This is a genomic window from Neorickettsia risticii str. Illinois (assembly GCF_000022525.1).
Classification (GTDB): domain Bacteria; phylum Pseudomonadota; class Alphaproteobacteria; order Rickettsiales; family Anaplasmataceae; genus Neorickettsia; species Neorickettsia risticii.
In genome coordinates this window covers 408916-426945 of record NC_013009.1, presented here as the reverse complement: position 1 = coordinate 426945, position 18030 = coordinate 408916, and the positions used below count along the sequence as shown (strand labels likewise).

The following is an 18030-nucleotide window of genomic DNA, read 5'->3' as shown; positions in this document are numbered from 1 at the left end:
GGCCATTACATTAAATAACGGTTTCTATGTTATATCACCTCTGCGCTCTGCAACGTGCTGCGTCCCACCAGTCGGTGCGTGCCCCTGGTGGGTATGAACATCTTCTGCGCCTGAAGCACCGGCCTCCCTCAAAGTTTTTGCTACCTCATGAAGTTGTTTATGCACTACAGGCTTTTTAGGCGCTGAACCGAATGCTTTCTCAAGTGGTATACCATCGACATATACGCCCGAAGAAGTGAAGTCAATCTTGCCCTCCTTGAAAAGAGAAGTCAACTTATCAGAATTCTTTCTGGAACCAAAAGAAATAGAACCATCACTATTCATGAATATGTCAACTTTCTTGTCATTTCCCTTCACTTTCGCCTCAACCGAGACAATGACACACCCACTTTTAGGAACATAGTTCGTTAAACCATCCGCTCTCCTTTCTACCTTAACGACATCCTTGCCCCCATTGAACGATAAATTACTACACCGTATTCCATAGGGCTTTGCAGAAGAAAAAAGTTCATCAGTATCAATAGAAGCATTCTCATCAACGTTGACACACAACACACCTCCAACAATGCTTGCCGCACTTTTATCTTTTGCTAATCTGAATGGAGCACTTACAATTGACTTTATATTTTTGACAAAGGTAACACTACTTGCAACATATAACGCACTTGCGACCTGTCCGCTCACTTCTTTATTAAGTCGCTCACGCTCAAGTGCAGCCTCATGGAGAATCTGACAATAATCTCGGTCCAACTGTGCATTCATTAAAACGCGCAACTCCGTATAATCATCCTGGCAGAGTTCAGGCTTATCCATCAGGACAGCTAAACGAGCACGGTGCACATCTCTTTTCTGCTCAAACCTCTTGAATCGTTCTAAAGTAGTTAAACCTCCGCTAGAGTGCATCAAATCTACACCTCTACTTACAAGTAGAGACACCATCTCAGGATTAGGCTGAACACCTATCTCAAGAGAATGATCAAGTAGCTTATCAAGAAAATTGCGTCCATAAGCATCAATCGTATTTATTTCTGCACCATATTCAAGGAGAAGCTTGCACATAGGAACATTACTGTTCAAAATGGCACACTCAAGACTGGAGATACCATCTTCATCTTCAGCATTAACATCTAAGAGAGAACCCTGATGACGTTCCAAAAATTCTCTGGTTTCGTCTAAGTCTGCCTCAAGTACAGAAAGCATCAACATTCTCGCAAAGCTAATTTTATCCTCAAAATCTGGAACAGCTTTCCTAATGACATCTAAAAGGTACCCCGATCCTTTTACACCTGCTAACACATCCAAGGCCGAAACACCATAGTAATTTTTCTCCAAAAGTAACTCAGGAGAAAAATGTTCATTTGCAAGAACAGCCTTAAGAGCATCACGTACCTCAACAATAGCTGCGGGAGCGCTTTTAAGCACTTTAAATAACATATGCAGAACTGTATCCCCGTTCTCGGGGCTTTTTTCTCCAAAGTATGAAACTCCCTTGAAAAAATAGCAGAGCATACCAAGACGCTTCGTAACCAACGAGTGCTCACCATGAATCTCCTCACTGAGTATTTGCGAAAATATCTGTGAAAAAACAGGGAAATTATAGCCTTTGGGAAAAGAATTCATTTCTGCTAGCAATGCAGAAGCTGCACGTGATTTCTCACCTACATTTGCAGACTGCAGAACATCCTCCAAACAATTCATTAGACTGGTGCTTTTAGCACTTTCTTTTTCATACGTACTTCTTAATCCCGCTGCAAAGGTTGGATCTCTTGCTTCTAGTAGTTGAAAGGTGCTTGTCTCATCCCCTGAAATCTCAGCAATACTATAGCCAGCCCTCATACACTCGGCAACCAATTCTCTTAAGGTTTCATCGCTAGCACGCTTTATAATACAATTCAGCAAGTTATCACCACTAGAGTTCTTTATGAATTTATTTGAACCTTGCACAGCAATCTTAGCTAATTGCAAGTTATTGGATTCTAGTATTGCATTTATAATGCCGCCCCTGTCATCTGCAGAGTCCATAAGACCTGCATACAAGCGCATGCTAGCAAGAGCAGCATCTATCCTGTCACTCGTAATATCTTCTTTTAAAGACGCAGCGCTCTTGTTATACTCTTGTTGAAATTTTGAAAGAACATTACTGTGTGCGTGAGAAGACTGCTTTTTGAATAGTTTAGATTCATTTTCTGCAAGGCAGCACACCTGATCTATAAATCCCTCTCTTACTTTAGCGCTTTGGGGCTCCGCAGCCAATAGCGGTTTTGGAGGAAGAGTTTCTCTTAAACGCTTTTCACGTTCAGCAAGAAGCGCAGCTGACTCACCTTTATTCAACTTGAGAAATTCAATCAATTTGTTCAACTCATTTTCATCAAAGCTGGCTGGAAGCCCTGCAATTGCTCTTTTAACACTCTCCACATTCATTTGCAGTCCAGCCTTATGCATCACTTTCACAGCAGAAAAGTTTCCCATTTCTACAGCAAGAACAAATGGATCCCTACCCTGCGGATCTTTCTGATTCTCCAATAAGAGCTTCTGCTCTGGAGCAGTAATCACATTAAGCATTTTTTGCATGCTTGCAATCAGCTTAAGCATCGCCTCATTATTTGTCGCCACCGCAGTATGTAAGAGGTGCGATTTGAGAAGTAAAGTGCTCGTAGCACCGGCCCCATGGCGTGCCAACACACTCTCAAGCATCACTTTAACCATTGAAGCATTATCCATGTAAACAGCAAGCTCCAGAACATTCCTACCAGCCCCGTTCCGTTGATTCAAGGCGGAAAAAGTAACGGTACTTGTATAGGCAGCATGCGTCAACATCAACTCTAGCACCTCTACATCGTTACATCTGACAGCCGTGTGCAAAAGATTTTCCCCATTCACGTTTGGAGTAAAAACATCATCTAAGTAGTGCTGTACCAAATAATCAAAGAGGATTGCCCTCCTTCTCTTTTCCGGACCACTGTTTGCAAAGTGCTTTGCCAGAAGCGCAACCTGGAAGGGACTGCCTATATCAGCAGACACGTTCGCCGCAGGAGAAACACCACCACTATCTGCAGCCTTTAGCTTGCTATACTTGTTCGCGTATGCTTGCCATTGCGCAATACCACCAAAGGCAGCAATGAGAGTGCCTATGTTATGACCATCTGGGCTACGCACTGAAAGAAGCGCTCTGTCTCCATCTTCAAAGCCATTTAACTTATCTTTTATATTATCTGCTTCAGGTGTATCCATGGAAAGAGCATGCGCATAGGTAAGCAAAGCACCCTTACCAGAAAACTTTGAGGTAACCTGTGCCCTAAGAACATTCATTTCCTCACGCACAAGTGCAAAAGCGGCTCTTGAAGGCTCAAACTCTGCCTTGTACTTTCCAGGATCCTTAGACGGAGTAGAAGTAGCATCATATAAGCCAGCTGATCCAAAGCCATACCTCAAAAGGCCCACAACATCTTGATTTTTGATAAGACTATCCTTGAGATCATCATCTGCGCACTCTTTGGCTTCTGACAATATCTTCTGTGCAACCGGATTGTTACCACTTTGTACAGCTGTAACTAGTGGGTTTGCACCACTATCCAAAAGTGTTGCAACAAGCGTCTCTTCACGTAAATCTGCACTATTTATTACTTCTTGATGCCAATCTTGTGGTTCCTGGGTACTAAGCACCCTTAACAGCGTTGCGTTAGCATGGCTAGACATTGAATCAGACCTAGCGCGCTGCATCCCGTCTTGAAACATCCTTTCAGCTTCCAGATCATTGAACTTTTCTCGCATTTCAGGAATCTGGAGGACTGCTATTTTTTCAAGCTCAGCTTCAAGTTCCTTACATTTGTTTTTACTTTTTTCCTGTAATTTCTTATGTTCTAGAAGAATGAACCTGACCAAATCCGACCTACCGCTTTCAGCAGCCACTTCAAGAATGCTTTTCGTACCACCAGCGGTATCTATGCATCTGTAGACATTGGATTCATCTTCCAAAAATAGTGTTTGCAGGACAGATTTATCCCCATCAGCAATTTTTTTATGGAGTATGACACTTTCCTTCAGATCGTCAATCTGAGCCGCTGTTGGTCCCGTATCGGATACACCGTATTTTTTCGCACACAAAGGTCGATAAAAAGCCTCTATATCTCTGTTATGGTGGACCGGCAAGAGGCCTCTTGCATCCTTAATACCTAATAAGGCTTCACCATTAGAAGATAAGTCAAGAATCCTATCCACCAGCTCAGGGGCTTTTTCAGCAGCAAAGTGCAAGACTGCCTTTCCAGATATCTTACCAACCCTTGTAAGAAGCCTATCTATACACTCCTGGTTCGCGCTGACCTCTTCCTGAGTACTTGCAGTCGCCAAGGTACCTTGTAAGCTTTGAAGAATCGCATCAACGCAAGCAGGATCATCATTTGCAATAGCAAGCTCCAATGGATTATATCCTGCCTCATTCTCGTGCTCCCAAAATTTCGGTGGAGCATAAACAGCAATATCAGCAATCCTGTTGGGGTCACGACTTTCAACTACCTCATGTAGGATATCCTCAACATTGATCCTACCTTCCGCGACAAGTTCTAGGCAGCTAGGGAAAGCGATTTTTTATCAAGAAAGCAATAAGTGACTTTTCACTTATAGCACCATCACGCTTTTCACAAAAATCACAAAGTTTTCTCAAAAGAATCGAACCAGAGCGACCAGCAAAAAACTTTGCACACACGTTCTCTGGAGCACAACGAACCATTGCATCAGCAATCTCAATTAACTCAGGCGAATCCGTCCCACCGTCAACTATTTCCGCAAGAGACATGTAAGTACTTCCAGCACTGCTTCCAATCATTGCATTCCTAGCAAACTCTTCAGCAGCTTGAAAAGGCATATTGCTTACTATGAACTCCGTTGGAGTGAGGCCTTCACACGGCATATTAAATACCACATCCGCTGCACCTACTGCTTTCCTTCTACGGACAAACCTATCATTCGCATAACGAGCACTTTGCAGAATTTGTGTTTTATATTTACTTGACAGATTAATATCATCCAGAAGTTCCTGTGCCTCCTCAATGATGGGTTTCTCTGATAGAAGAAGATTCTTCAACCACTGCAAAGCTTCAGAATCATTTTTTTGAATTGCCCTATGATATATGTTTTTCCCGTCGCAGTCTGAAGATATTAAAACTGCTAATGCTTCTTCATAATTCGACGCAAGAGAGTGAAAATAGCTACGTAGGTCACTTACTAGCTGCTTATCTGTCTTATCTGTTGTAGTCAACTGCCGAACATCAGACGTGCCACGAGCAACCGCTTTTAACATTTCCACAGAAGTCTTACTACTTGCACAACTAAGCGCTTTCATAAACAAAGTACAACCAGAAACCCCATCAATATCACATCTGGCATCCCTCAGCGCACCGTTCACGAACAATCGATTTACTAAAGTGACGTTATTAGCATCCAAAGCAATTTGTATCGGTGTGAGACCAGTGGCAAAATCTGCTAAATTTATCAAACTATTTACACGAAGATGTTTACATAAATCTCCGAAAATTTCCTCTCTACCCGCTATTCTTGCCTTTAATCCTGCAATTGCAGTAGCCGATTCTTTTGTTCGTACAGAAAGCAAATCGGCAATGCTCTTCTCGTCTTTTGGAGTTTCTATACAAATAGCTGAAACTACTGCATTAAAAAGAGGGACTTCATCATAAGCAGCCCCCGAATAATCAAATTCGACACGTCTAGTGAGTTGAGAGAAAAGAGAGTTATTGCCACAACTGATAGCATCCAAAAGTTTATTGTATAGACCCTGCATAGCCCACTATAAAGCAAAAAATCGCTTGAACACAACAAAACGAAACCCCAAAACAGCCTAACACATCCTTTTCTAGAAGAGAACGGCAAACCCAAGGATAAGGTGCCGATTATACCCAAAACAGTTTAAAAAAATGCTACTAACAAACTCAGCATCTAAAAACGGTTTCTAGTGCACTATACTTACAAGACAGCCACCCCAGATCATGTCATCAAAAGCAGCTTGGTTAGCGCCTTAGACATTCTCATGGGATTGCTTACTTCATCACCTTGTAAAATGCACGCCTGGTCATAGAGAAGAAGTATCCACTCATCTACTTCAGGAAGATCGATTTTCCCAATTATCTTTCCAATGACAGGATGAGAAGTATTGATTTCCAAAATCTTTTTTGATCTAGAATGAAGCTGCTTCTGCTCAAGCATAAACTTCTCCATCCTTATATCCATTGCACCATCTGGAACGGCAAGACACACAGGACTTTCCGTGAGTCTCTTCGAGATTCTTACAGACTCAACTTCATCTTTCAAGACTTCTTGCATTTTTGCTATCAAACGATCTATCTCTTTATCGTGATGCTGTTGAACCTCTTGTCCTGCTTTTTCAAGTTCGGCAAAAGCATCAAGATCAATACTAGACCTGGTAATCGATTTAATATTGTACGACTTATATTCATGAGAAACACTTATCCAAAAATCGTCTACTGGATCAGTAAAAAACAACACATCCAACCCACGGCTAACAAAACCCTCAAGCTGAGGACTATTTTTAGCACTCTCCAAGCTTGTACTGCCTAGACAGTAGATTTCTTTCTGTTCCGGATGCATATCCTGTATGTATTCATCCAAGCTGACAAGCTTCTCCTTTTTCAGAGAATAGAAACGACACAAAGCAAATAAACGCTCCCTTTCATCTGTTGGCATAGCTTCACAGAGGCCTTCTTTTAAAACAGCCCCAAAATTGTTCCAAAACCCAGAGATATACTCTTCAGGATTGCTATCTGCCCTTTTTTTAAGCTCATTAAGCACCCTATTAGTCAAGGACTTCTTTATCTTAACAAGTGCATTATTATATTGAAGTGTTTCCCTGCTTATATTGAGTGGAAGATCAGCGCAGTCCACTACACCCTTTAGGAACCGCAAGTATTGAGGAATTAACTGTACATTCTCTTCGGTTATGAAAACTTTTTTTATGTACAGTTTTACAGAAGTCCTCCTATCAGGATTGTAGAGATCAAACGGCTTTATGGACGGCACGTAGAGCAAATTTATATACTCAGTGCTACCCTCATTTTTATTGTGGATGATCATCCATGGCTTTCCTCCTACATGTGCAACATCGCGGAAGAAGTTTTGATGTTCTTCATCAGTAATTTCAGTTTTGTTCTTCGTCCATATAGCACTCGCAGAATTAATCTGATCTTTCTCACCCTTCTCGTCAATCAGGTATATTGGGAAGGCAATATGATTGGAATTTGTTACAACAACGTGCTCTAGCTTGAACTTATCCAAGAATTCCTCAGAATTATCCTTGAGATAGATTCTGATCTTTGTTCCCCTAGAAACACCTCCACCAAGTTCATCAACATAGAAGCTATCTCTTCCACGAGATCCCCAAATATAACCTTTTTTTGTACCTGCCTTTCTTGTCTCCACTTCAACCTTATCTGCCACCATGAAGACTGAATAAAATCCAACCCCAAACTGCCCTATTAAATCGACTTTTTTGTCCTTAAGTGATTCCAAAAATTTCTCAGTTCCAGATCTGGCTACTGTTCCTAAGTTGTCTACAAGCTCTTTTTCGTCCATTCCGATCCCATTATCCGAGATCTCTAATGTTTTTTTCTCCTTATTAAGAGAGATAAGAATCTCAAGCTCAGGGTTATCTTCAAGTAATTCTTGATCAAAGTAAGATGCCTCACGTAGTTTATTCAGAGCGTCAGACGCATTGGAGATGAGCTCCCTAAGAAAAACGTCCTTATGTCTGTAAAGAGAATGTATAACCAAATTCAAAACCTTCGATGCATCCGCATCAAAAGAATAAGTATTCTTATGCTCTGTTTTCTCCATGAATTAGCTATAAAAGTCCCAAGTCTACTCGAGAAGATATAAGTGTCTTATTTCATAATTTCAATCCCAAACACGTTACCATGGGATCGAAAAGACAAAATAAAGGAGACTTTGTACTACAGAACCACCCATATAGTGGGATAGCAGCTTTTATTGAGATTTTTTTCCACTCAGAGGGTCCTATGTTACACGAATGTTATATTCAAGAATGCAGGAATTTATCTAGCCATACACAGCCGACCGTTAATTACTTTTAGTGTCAAGTGAACACTTTAAAACAGTTCAATATTGTGTTTTACTTCTGCTTGTGCTTTTTTCTGTCTTCCGATGTTTGCAAGAGAATTAGAACCTAAATCCCTCCTTAGACACTGCTTTTATCAAGCTTGGGAAAGAGGGGAATTATCTAAAAGAGATTTACAAGAGTACGCTTGCCAGTACTTTAATCACGTCAATGAGACACCTAGGTACCTTAGTACTCTTCATTCAAAATGTTTGGATATGGAGACTAGGCAGGTGTTGCTTGACAATTTAATCGATGAGGAAAAGGGAGAGGAAAATCACCCAAAGTTGTGGTTGGATTTTTGTTCCTTCATCGGATTAGAGAGTAAAAAAGTTAGAAATGCAAAGTTGCTTGAAACAACCAAGAACTTAAGCAGCACATTTTTTAGATTGTCAAATAGCTCTGTCGCTGAAGGTATAGGCGCCTTATACGCGTATGAAAGACAAATTCCCGAAATAGCACGTGTAAAAATAGCCAGCCTGAAGAAATTCCATTCTGTGAATGATGAAAGGGCGCTGAAGTTCTTTTCCGTGCATGAAGAAGCAGATAAGTGGCACTCTCAAGAATGTGAAGATCTTATCAAAGAAATGGACGAGCACGAGAAAGAGTCAGCAAGGAAAGGAGCTCTTGAGCTTGCTTCTGCTTTGTGGAGATTTCTGGATGGAATGGAAGAAATCAGATTAAAAGGTGGGCATCTGAACGTTTGACTTTTTAGTCCCGTTCGTCTGGAAAGAGATGCTGTTACGTTTGAATTTGCTCGAGTATTCTTCGCTTTTTTCCCGGGGTGAGAGTGGCTGCCTGTTTTTTCTATAGTTCACCTAAGCCCAATTTTGTGGGCTTAGGTGGAAAGTCTGCAGCTGTTGCGTGGACATAGTTTTTCCGTGTATGGTTTGTAATGGGTCTGTCTCGCGTTAGGATGGGTTACATAGGGCTTGCAAACAAATATAGGCCGCGTCTACTCAATGAAATTGTTGGGCAGGATTTTCTGGTCAAGTGCCTTTCCGCATCAATAGCGAGAGATGAGGTTGCTGGTGCTGTCTTGCTGTCAGGTCCCTATGGAACGGGAAAGACAACAACAGCAAGAGCAGTGACTCTTTCTCTGCTGTGCTCAAATCGGATGGATGTTCTGCCTTGTTTAAAATGTGATTCTTGCTTATCAGTACTGAATGGATCCCATCCGGACGTTCTGGAAATTGATGCAGCAAGCAATACAGGCGTCGAAGATGTTCGAATGTTGATAGAAGGTGCGCTTTACAAGCCGCTTCTCTCGAAATACAAAAGTTATATCATTGATGAAGTTCATATGCTTTCTCAAAGTGCCTTTAATGCACTGTTGAAGCTACTTGAAGAACCACCGCAACATGTAAAATTTTTCCTCGCAACCACGGAATTGCAAAAGATTCCTGCGACTATAATCTCAAGATGCCAACATTATCGACTTTCGAGGTTAAGTAGGTTCGTAATCACGGAAAGACTCACCCAAGTTGCTGAGAGAGAACAAATTGAAATCGCTCAAGATGCCATAAAATTCATTGCAGAAAAAGCGGATGGCTCGCTTAGAGATGCTTTATCTCTTCTGGAACAAGTTACTCTTCATCCTTCTGAAGGAAAAATCACAGTAGATGTCTTAAGAAACAAGATGGGTCTTGCAGACCTATCTGAAGTATACATGCTATTGGACTCCATCATTGCAGGTGATTGCAAAACCTCGCTTGGTAAATTAAATGATTTGTACTCCAAAGGGCACGAGATGCTTACAATTTTTATGGAGCTTGTGGCATTGATAAACGAAAAGATCCAGGATAAACTCACCGCTAGAGATGACAGTAAGTCTGGATTTTTTTGTAGACTTGCACAATGCATGCTTTCCAGCATTGAGGAAATTAAATCTTTTAATTGCGATCACAATGTTGCTGAGCTTGCTGTAATCAGAATGTCATATATAGCCGACTTACCTTCTCCAGGAGAAATTATAAAGATTTTTTCAAATGAAGTGTGTACAACGCCTCCTAGCAATTCTGAAATATCTAAGAACAACAGTACGAATTCTGCTGAGTTGACCAACTATATACTTAAAGAGTTTGGTGGTTCAGAATTGTTAGACTAATAAATAGCTATAGAAGCTGCAACCCTCAAGCATGTAGTCGCTGAGTTGGCAGCTATATTTTTCGAATATAAAAATTAGCCAGACAGTCTCTCATAGTGAACGGATGAGAAATATTCAACACAAACACAGCACAGTGTGTGGGACAAAGATTTTTTTAAGACAATAGCAAGATAGATTGTTCTCTATATAGGAAAAATCTAGAGTAAACCCTCTGAAGGCTCTACTGTACTATACAGACCTGTTTATGCTTCAAATTTGTTTATTCTTCAATAAAAACGCAAAGCTGGCAAAATTAAGGAAGGAATGCTACTATCCCCTCAGGGAGAGAGTAATCGACTATTGTGGGGTAATTCGTATGGACATTCAGGGAATGCTCAAAGGAATGCAGAAAAAAATGAGTGATATCAAACAAAAAAAGGATAATGCTCGTTATACAGGTGAGGCTGCTGGTGGAATGGTTAAGGTTATAATCGATGGAAACTTTGACCTTAAAGAAATAATAATAGATGAGAAGCTGGAAGAAGATATGTGCATCCTCTCAGACCTCATAATTGCTGCGTACAATCACGCAAAAGATCTCGCTTCAAAGGATGAAGAATCCTTTGAAGATAACTTGTTAAAAGGTTTTCCAATGCCTTTTGACATGAAAAAGCCACCTTTCTGAATTCCGAGAATTTCTGCAGTGCATTGCCCAAAGTGCAACAGTGTGAAGTTTATCAAGAGCGGTAAAACAAAAGAAAAGCAACGGTATAAGTGCTTGAATTGTGGGTGTCAGTTCAGCAGGAACGAAAAGCACGGAGCACCACTTCGTTTAAAGATGCATGCCGTGCAGCTTTTTCTCTCTGGGATCTCGATGAACTCCGTTGCAAAGATATTTTCGGTATCCCCACCGACGGTAATGCGATGGGTTAATCAGTTTAGTGATTCATTCGGGGAAGATTTTTCCAAGAAAACCTCGAGCATTTCAGAGAGAAGTAATCTTGAAATAGTATGTGCCGACTTAGGTAGCGAGACGGAGGTCATACTGACACGCATCACGGAGGAATTAATTTGTATCACCATACGCAAGCCAGCCAGCGAAAAGTGAGATCAACTTACTCTTTCTTTTACTTCTTTTAGTCTCTCCTGTATTGCGGGAACTAAGTCGAGATCTTCCCACTTGAAAGACATATCCATAGGACTATATGAATGACCAAAATGACCCATTGTCGATGTTTTTAGATATATCGGCCTATCCAGATGAAGAAGGGCGGATATACCTAAAGGAGAGAAATCAATTTTATCCCCAATCAAAGAAAAAATCTCCTCGTCACAGGCAGTAGTTCCGGGCGTGGAAATTTGCACATTTAATGGGGCGTCCATCCCAATTGCGTAACATAACTGTACAACACATTTGCTTGCCACACCTGAAAAAACTATATTTTTCGCAATATACCGCGCAAGATAAGCCGCAGAACGATCAACCTTAGTTGCGTCTTTACCAGAAAATGCACCACCACCGTTTGGAATTACACCTCCATAAGTATCTGCAACTATCTTTCTTCCAGTCAGACCACAGTCCCCTTTAGGACCACCTATTGTAAATGCACCGGCTGGATTAATAATGACACTATCCGCTGAAAATGACCAATCCTTAGGTAAAACAGAAATTATCTTTTCCAACAACATATTTCTGACATCCTGTGTAGACATCCCTACCGGATGCTGTACTGACGCAACTACATTGGTAACTCCAACTGGTCTCCCAGAAAAATCGTATTCAACTGTAATCTGACTTTTTCCATCTGGCCCAAAGAGAGGATTTTCTCCTATGGCACGAATAATTTCCCTCACATAATACACCGGGGCCGGCATACCAACAGGCGTCTCATCAGTTGCGTATCCAAACATGATACCTTGATCACCGGCGCCTAGCTTAGCTGAACGCCGTAGACCCGCAGAAATTTCGGGGGACTGTTCATGTAAAAGATTAACTATCTCCAAAGATTCCCAGTCCAATAAGTGTTTTTCATATCCTACACTTTTTAAAAACAAGCGAATTTTTTCTTCCAGCTCTGCATTGGTAATCTCTGGACCGTAGATCTCACCAGCTACAATAACCCTATCCGGAGTCACCATTGTTTCAGCTGCTACTCTGGATGAAGGATCTTTTTGAAGATAAGTGTCCAAAACCAAATCTGAGATCCGATCAGCTATCTTATCAGGATGACCAGGTAAAACCGCCTCGCTGCTAAAATACCTGAACCCAAAATGCATAAAAATATAGGAAAATCTTTTATATTTCAGGGAGGCATTATACAATACCGCCCTGTACTTTTCCATTATGATCCTCTGGTGATGCTTCAGAGAAATTATTTAGTAGTACTTGGCCTGGGTTCAAACGTAGGTGATACGAAAAAAAATATTTTAGCTGCGGTAAGAAAGTTACCTGTGACAAGAAAAATACTTTCTCCAATGATTAAAACGAAAGCGCTTCTAACAAAGAATGCTCCTGAAGAGTGGAATATGGATTATCACAATGCTGTTGTTATCGGAAGAGCACTCTTCGGGCCATTCGAGACACTGAATCGCCTCAAAAAGATAGAAAAGCAGATGAAAAGGATCAAATTAGGTAAGTATTCCCCAAGAACTATAGATATCGATATCTTATTTTGGGGAAAGGCTATCCTACTCGAAAAACAACTCAGGATCCCGCACAAAGAAGTTCTGAACCGGTACTTTACGCTCAAACCAACAGTAGAAATATTACCTCTTCTGCGTCATCCAATCTGTAAAATAAACATGAGGCAGGCTTTGCTTAATTACAATAGAAACACTAGAAGGAGTTTCACTTCTGAAGATCACATTAGTCCACAAAGTAAAGACACAAAGTTTTCGCACCAACTAAAAGAATATTAGTTCTCGCGTATAAGGTATATACACCATTACCGTACCTATAAGATCTCCTGTTTCACTATTACCATGCCGATTGATTTCACTTGTCCGAAAATGTCACCTCAGTGAATACACTATAAGCATAAGTGTAGTTATAACTGATCCGAATCTGTAGATCTTGAACCAAGCAGGTATACTGTTGACTCCCTTATACTGGAGCGTATATAAGTTGTATATCCTGCTCTATATTTGTATAAAACTTAAGATAATGATTTCAAAAATCGTTGGGGTTTTAAATATTACCCCGGATTCATTTTTCGATGGAGGAAAATTTTTTAAGAAGGATGATGCTATAAGGCACGCACTGCACATGATACAAAATGGCGCTGATATAATAGAAATGGGTGCGGAGTCAACAAGACCAGATGGAGATCCAATTTCACAGAGGGAAGAAATAAACCGCCTAGACGGAATCCTACCGGAGATAGTAGAGCTATGTAAGAAGCATGGTATCGTTGCAGCGATCGATAGTTACAATCCAGAAACGGTGGAATTTGCTCTAGAAAACGGCGTTACATTTATTAACAGTCAGAAAAATATAGAGGAAGTAGCAAAACTCCTTGTTAGAAAAGGCAAGGTAGATTTTCCACTTGTCTTACCTCATGCATTAACCATACCAGTAAAAGGGGATCTTAACCTTCCGGATAATATAGATGTCATTGAAACCTTAAAAACCTGGTTTGAAGAAAAATTAGCAGTTTTGGAGTCAATAGGTATACCAAGGAAAAATATCCTAATCGACCCAGGTTTAGGCTTTGGGAAAACGAATCAGCAGTGCTATACAATTATAAAGAGTGTAGAAAGCCTAAGGTGTTTCTCCTTGCCGATTTTCGCTGGTCACTCAAACAAAAGGCTCGTTAAGCACTTAAATGATCAGTGTCCTGGAGTAAATTTCACCCTTCCTATATCCGCTATCTTACTTACAAAAAAAGTTGAGTACATAAGGGTGCACTCAGTAAAGGAACACCATGTGTTACGTTCAAACTTCTTTTAAATCATTATATTGAATTCTTCATCTGGAAGAACTTATTCCAAAGAAAAAAATGTGTTAGCGTGGGAAAGCTGTCGTTCTAACAAAAAATATCAGAGGAAAGCGCAGAACAGACAGAGTACTACCCTGGAAATTTAGAAGCAGCAAAACCCAGACTGAAGATTCATTGTTCCCTAACGGATCATTCCTAGGAAATGCATGCAATATGTACACACATGCGAGAGGGGCAGCGGAAAACTAAAAGGGCCTCAAATTCTTTTCTGGACAAGGAGCATATCTAACAATAAATTCAAACAATACCCGAACTATTTGAGGAAGGAGAAGCAAACTGTTGAGGTGACATCCTACCAGCCAAGTAGCCTAATCTACCAGCATGAACAGCATATTTCATCGCCTTTGCCATTTGAAGAGGAAAACGCGCTTTTGCTATTGAAGTATTTATAAGAACCCCATCGCAACCAGCTTCCATTGCTATTACAGCGTCTGATGGCGTACCAACTCCAGCATCCACTATCACCGGAACCTTAGATTGCTTCACAATAACCTTCAAGTTAAAAAGATTCTGTATACCTAAACCTGAACCTATCGGCGCTGCAAGTGGCATAATCGCAACCGCACCGCTTTCTTCTAGCCTTTTACACATTACGGGATCATCATTGCAGTACGGCATAACGTGAAATCCTTCTCCAGCCAAAATTTTGACTGCTTTTAACGTCTCCTGCATATCCGGATAAAGAAACTCCTTCTCTGAAAAAACCTCTACTTTAACAAGGTTCCAGCCGCCTATTTCTCTTGCCAGAGCTAGATGCCGAACTGCTTCTTCCGCAGTAAAACAGAAGGCAGTATTAGGAAGATAAGTATATTTCTTAGGATCGAGATAATCCTGCAAACTTTCACGTTTATTATCAGTAATGTTCACCCTTTTTAGAGCAACTGTGACCACTTCGGCACCAGAGGCTTCTATTGCTTTAACAGTCTCATCGAAACTCTTGTACTTACCAGTACCAACGATCAAACGAGAGGTGAAATTTCTTCCTGCAATTTCTAAGTGGTCGGGCATAAATGCTGGGATCTCGAATCATTAGCGACTTAAAAAGATTACCAGCTAAATAGGATCCAAGACAAGCTTTTTCAAACCTCGCTATTCAGAACACAGAAGATCAAATAGTCTCACCCTAAGCAAAAAAACGGACAATCCAACAACAGGCATCCCCAGAACCAAACAGGACGGAGAAAAGAACCAACTGCAAGCAGTTAAAAGCACAGCTAGAAAAAGTCCGATTAACTCAGGAGTGGCAAAGCAAAAGTTGCTTTGCCACCAGAATAAAAACGAGAGACGCTAACGCTCCGCTTTTTTCTCAGAATCTTTAAGCTCTTCTCTTAGTGTCCTAAGTCCTCTACCTATGTCCGAGATGACTTGAGGCAACTTTCCAGCTCCAAAAAGAACGAGAATTATAAGAAAAACAAGCAATATCTGCCAGGGTCCTAATGACATATAACCTCCTTATCAATCAAAAAAAATTAGATCTTTATGATCTAATCGAAGGAAGATTTTATCATACTTTTTTGGCAAAACATCCACGGAGCCCTGTACCCAGTAGCTTTTTCCAGATAACTCAACATTAAATATTTTAGAAAAACTTCTCACCTTACAGACTGTCGCCTCACGCCCTTCTCCTGAGAAACACACTCTTATGCCACACGGCCTTACATAAGCATTTTTTCTTTCAATGTCAGGAAATTCACCTTCTAATTGATAACTTCCAAAATCACAACAAAACTTATTCTTAATAATTTGCCCTTCTATCACATTAATGATACCAAAGAGTTCAGCCGTCTTTTTATCCGCGGGATTGTAGTAAACTTCTTCTGCGACACCTTGCATAACGACTTTTCCCTCATCCATAACAACTATGGTATCGGAAATTTCTAACGCCTCGTAGGGATCGTGTGTCACAATGACGGTAGTGAGATTCTTGCTACTGATGAGAGAAATCATATCCTCCCTTATTTTCGTCCGTAAGGTGGTATCCAAATTCGAAAATGGTTCGTCCAACAAGAGGATGTCAGGAAACTGCGCAAAAGCTCTAGCCAATGTGACAAGCTGCTGCTGTCCCCCGGAGATTTGAAAAGGCAAAGCACCACTGTACTTTGTCATTCCAACTAACTCAATCATTTCTTCAGCAATCCTACCCTTTCCAGTCTTTTTTAAAGCAAAACGGACATTCTCAAGCACAGTCTTATTCGGAAAAAGTGAAGAGTGCTGAAAAATCATTGCAATATTTCTGTTCTCAGTCGGGACAGAAATTTTCTCTACATGATCAAAGACTTTTCTATCCAAAATCTTTATGGTACCAAAAAAAGGATTTTCCAGACCAGCTATTAAACGTAAAAGCGTCGACTTCCCACTTCCGGACTCACCGACTAAGCAAACAATTTTCCCTCTAGAACATTCAAAACAAACCTTCTTTATAGAAAAATGCTCGTAACGGTGCGAAATGTCTTTCAGAGACAAACTCATAATATCTTAGTGGAAATCGTAGTGAAATACCTTTTTGATAAAGTGGACGACGCAGTTAAGCGTAAGAAGTAAAAGCAAAAGCACAAGTACCATAATGGAAGTCTTTTCATTTGTTGAAACGTCAGGACTAGTCGCCCATATGTAGATCTGCACCGCAAAAACATTTGCCGGCTCTTTGATGCTTTCCGGAATGCTACCAACAAACGCAGCCATTCCTATCATCAGTAGAGGTGCTGACTCTCCTAAAATCCTTGCAATCCCTAAGATGGTTCCGGTCATTATGCCGGGCATTGAAATGGGTAATACATGGTGCAGGATAACCTGAACCTTTGATGCACCCAGAGCAAACGCAGCTTGCTTTATATTATCGGGTACGCTCCTGATCGCATGTAAAGAAGAAGTCACTAGAATAGGAAACATTATAAATGCTAAGGTCAGTCCTCCAACCAGAGAGGAAGATCTAGGCAAGCCAAGGAAATTTATATAGAACGTTAGGCCAAGTATACCAAATACAATCGGCGGAGTAGATGAAAGGTTATTAATACTCACTTCAAGGACTCTCGTGATACTGCTTCTACTGCTGTATTCACCAAGCCACAAAGCCGTCAGAACACCGATAAAAAAAGAAACCAACAAGCTAACAAATACAGTATACAAAGACCCGATTAGTGCACCTACTATACCAGCTTGGCTACTATCTCTAGAATCAGGATTAATGAAAAGTTTATAATTGAATGCCTTTTTCAAAAGTCCGTGCTCGGAAAAATACTGGACAACCTTTTTCATTCCGGGACTCCCGGAGTGTCCATATTTATGGACTGTATCTGCTTCGCCGGAAATTGTCGTCCAAACCTTTTTTTCTCCAACGTTCAAGGCTTCTAACACCTCGTCTACCGCATAGTTACTAAAAAAATTCATTATAGTAAAAGGATCTTCCTCCCATGGAAGCTGATCTTTCAAATAGCTTATGAACTTTTCCCGTATCTCGTAACGAGAGTTACCAGATGCAACACCTACCTTCTCCAGGTCAACTGCAAACTTTGTTTGCTGAAGAGCTTTATATGCTCCTGAAAAAGTACTAAAGAGGAGTACAAAAAGGAAAACTACCGGAAGAAAGGCGCAAAAAACGCACATAAATGAGAAAAACCTATTGGTAAAACTACGCGTATTAAGCTTCAAACGAAGGTAACTTATGTTCATTACAGACAAGTTTTTCCGGAACCTCCATTATACCTTTACAACTAGAATGAACTCAAATTTAATCAGCAAAAAACGGATTATGCCACCTTTTCGAAGTACATAAAATCGATATTCCCAATAAAATTTATATGTTATGCTTT

The 18030-nt window shown here is 40.6% G+C and carries 14 protein-coding genes; 6 read left to right on the top strand and 8 right to left on the bottom strand.

The genetic code is table 11. From position 1 onward, the window contains the following. Positions 1-24: 24 nt before the first annotated feature. The 3 genes from NRI_RS02050 to htpG all read right to left on the bottom strand — a co-directional run bounded on the left by NRI_RS02050 (position 25) and on the right by htpG (position 7857). Positions 25-4416 carry a hypothetical protein gene (locus tag NRI_RS02050; protein ID WP_015816337.1) on the bottom strand — a complete coding sequence of 1464 codons (4392 nt, stop codon included), beginning with the start codon at positions 4414-4416 and terminating at the stop codon, positions 25-27. A 151-nt stretch (positions 4417-4567) separates the two neighbouring features. Then, a complete protein-coding gene (locus NRI_RS02045; protein WP_015816336.1) occupies positions 4568-5791 on the bottom strand; it encodes an ankyrin repeat protein in 1224 nt (407 codons plus the stop codon). 203 nt (positions 5792-5994) lie between these two features. Beyond that, on the bottom strand, positions 5995-7857 hold the full coding sequence (gene htpG / locus NRI_RS02040; RefSeq protein ID WP_015816335.1) for a molecular chaperone HtpG: 1863 nt from the start codon (positions 7855-7857) through the stop codon (positions 5995-5997). A gap of 327 nt (positions 7858-8184) precedes the next feature. Here htpG and NRI_RS02035 point away from each other — a divergent pair, with 327 nt between their 5' ends. The 4 genes from NRI_RS02035 to NRI_RS02020 all read left to right on the top strand — a co-directional run bounded on the left by NRI_RS02035 (position 8185) and on the right by NRI_RS02020 (position 11331). Continuing rightward, the gene (locus tag NRI_RS02035; RefSeq protein ID WP_238523037.1) at positions 8185-8844 is read left to right on the top strand and encodes a CADD family putative folate metabolism protein; all 660 of its coding nucleotides are present in this window, start codon (positions 8185-8187) and stop codon (positions 8842-8844) included. A gap of 188 nt (positions 8845-9032) precedes the next feature. Beyond that, a complete protein-coding gene (gene dnaX, locus NRI_RS02030) occupies positions 9033-10244 on the top strand; it encodes a DNA polymerase III subunit gamma/tau (RefSeq protein WP_015816333.1) in 1212 nt (403 codons plus the stop codon). A 244-nt stretch (positions 10245-10488) separates the two neighbouring features. Then, entirely contained in the window at positions 10489-10908 is a 420-nt protein-coding gene (locus tag NRI_RS02025) for a YbaB/EbfC family nucleoid-associated protein (RefSeq protein WP_238523036.1), read from the top strand. Positions 10909-10926: 18 nt separating this feature from the next. Further along, positions 10927-11331, top strand: a complete 405-nt coding sequence (locus tag NRI_RS02020; RefSeq protein WP_448605933.1) for an IS1/IS1595 family N-terminal zinc-binding domain-containing protein — start codon at positions 10927-10929, stop codon at positions 11329-11331. A 2-nt stretch (positions 11332-11333) separates the two neighbouring features. Here the strand turns inward: NRI_RS02020 and metK are convergent, their stop codons facing one another. Beyond that, complete coding sequence (gene metK, locus NRI_RS02015) at positions 11334-12566, bottom strand: methionine adenosyltransferase (RefSeq protein ID WP_015816329.1); 1233 nt, start codon at positions 12564-12566, stop codon at positions 11334-11336. A 15-nt stretch (positions 12567-12581) separates the two neighbouring features. Between metK and folK the strand changes: the two genes are divergently transcribed. Together folK and folP are read left to right on the top strand one after the other, a co-directional pair. Beyond that, a complete protein-coding gene (folK, locus tag NRI_RS02010) occupies positions 12582-13142 on the top strand; it encodes a 2-amino-4-hydroxy-6-hydroxymethyldihydropteridine diphosphokinase (RefSeq protein ID WP_015816328.1) in 561 nt (186 codons plus the stop codon). A gap of 244 nt (positions 13143-13386) precedes the next feature. Further along, positions 13387-14172 (top strand): dihydropteroate synthase, encoded by a 786-nt coding sequence (folP, locus tag NRI_RS02005; RefSeq protein ID WP_015816327.1) that lies wholly within the window; start codon positions 13387-13389, stop codon positions 14170-14172. 286 nt (positions 14173-14458) lie between these two features. Here folP and NRI_RS02000 read toward each other — a convergent pair whose 3' ends face one another. The 4 genes from NRI_RS02000 to pstA form a co-directional block, all read right to left on the bottom strand. Beyond that, positions 14459-15229: a thiazole synthase gene (locus NRI_RS02000; protein ID WP_015816312.1), complete on the bottom strand. Its 771-nt coding sequence runs from the start codon at positions 15227-15229 to the stop codon at positions 14459-14461. 279 nt (positions 15230-15508) lie between these two features. Continuing rightward, on the bottom strand, positions 15509-15664 hold the full coding sequence (tatA, locus tag NRI_RS01995) for a twin-arginine translocase TatA (RefSeq protein ID WP_011451871.1): 156 nt from the start codon (positions 15662-15664) through the stop codon (positions 15509-15511). A 12-nt stretch (positions 15665-15676) separates the two neighbouring features. Further along, a complete protein-coding gene (locus tag NRI_RS01990; RefSeq protein WP_015816325.1) occupies positions 15677-16690 on the bottom strand; it encodes an ABC transporter ATP-binding protein in 1014 nt (337 codons plus the stop codon). A gap of 6 nt (positions 16691-16696) precedes the next feature. Continuing rightward, positions 16697-17824, bottom strand: coding sequence for a phosphate ABC transporter permease PstA (pstA, locus tag NRI_RS01985; protein WP_238523035.1), 1128 nt, complete (start codon positions 17822-17824; stop codon positions 16697-16699). Positions 17825-18030: the final 206 nt, after the last annotated feature.